Source organism: Chroococcus sp. FPU101 (assembly GCF_017312365.1).
Classification (GTDB): Bacteria; Cyanobacteriota; Cyanobacteriia; order Cyanobacteriales; family Microcystaceae; genus Chroococcus.
Genome location: NZ_BLJI01000104.1, coordinates 1 through 1,078 on the forward strand (window position 1 = coordinate 1; position 1,078 = coordinate 1,078).

General features: G+C 46.8%; 2 protein-coding genes. One reads left to right on the forward strand and one right to left on the reverse strand.

What is annotated here, in order from left to right; genetic code table 11:
- The coding region (locus CFPU101_RS25265; protein ID WP_206818643.1) for a hypothetical protein at positions 1-213 on the reverse strand (213 nt) is incomplete at its 3' end.
- Positions 214-569: 356 nt separating this feature from the next.
- Here CFPU101_RS25265 and CFPU101_RS25270 point away from each other — a divergent pair.
- A complete protein-coding gene (locus CFPU101_RS25270) occupies positions 570-1,040 on the forward strand; it encodes a nuclear transport factor 2 family protein (RefSeq protein ID WP_206818645.1) in 471 nt (156 codons plus the stop codon).
- Positions 1,041-1,078 lie beyond the last annotated feature (38 nt).

Here is a 1,078-nt window from a genome sequence, read left to right on the forward strand (position 1 = left end):
CAATTCGCAACTTGGTATGAGATTATGTTGCATGACAAAGGCGATCGCTTGTTCAATACGTTCACCTACAAGTGAACGAGAACGTTTAGGAGAGGTGAGGGAAGTGGTTCTAGATAAATCTGATGTTAGATTAGCCTTTGACAAAATAGTATTGCTCTTGTTAGTGGGTTGAGTAACTTGTTCCGTTTTCTCGCCTCTCGGGCTTGTAGGCACATAGCTGTCACAAAGGGCTTGCGTAGTATAAAAATACTGTAAAAATTGGCTTCAAACCTTTATTCTTTCGTTAAGACGGTTTTAAATTACTCCGAAAATTGAACTTTTTTGTGACTAACCATCGATCATCAAAACACTCGCTAGATCAAGGTTTCAACTTCACTTTGCACTTTGTGACAGCTATGTTTTTATTATGCCCACTAAAGCAACACTGAAATCGGTTCGCTAACTCCATAGGAATCTGCTCTAAGTTGAGTGTTGGAACTGACTACACTCAAGTAAACTTAGGAGTTGATGATTATGTCCAAAGTGTATTCTACCTCACCACCACAAAACTAAAGAAAGGAATCGTTACCATGAGTACCCAACCGACCGAAGTGATCAAAGAGTTTCTGGCGAATACGGCAACCGAAAAGGTCGAGGCGGCTGCCCGTCGGCTCGTCGCGGAGGACGCAACATACATTTCCCTGAATTTCGACAACCCTGAACTGAAGCAAATCTTGCCTTGGACGGGAACCTCCAAAGGCCCCCAAGCGTTCATCGATACGTTCTCCGGGGTTGCGAAATGGTGGACGCATGAGGACTTCACCGTTACCGCCCTCTTCGGTGAAGGCGAGAACGTTGCTGTGTTCGGCAGGTTCACGTACCGCTCGGTCTCGCTGAGCAAGGCGGTGACCTCACCGTTCTCGATCCACGCAAAGGTGCGCAACGGGAAGATCGTGTACTTTCAGTTCATGGAGGATACTTTCGCGACCGCTCGCACTTTCAGCCAGAAGGGGACTTGGACTATCAAAATCGCTCCAAACCAGCCGGAGTTCGAGGTGTAATAGCAGCCTACGAGGCGTAATAGGCACATAGCTGCGAA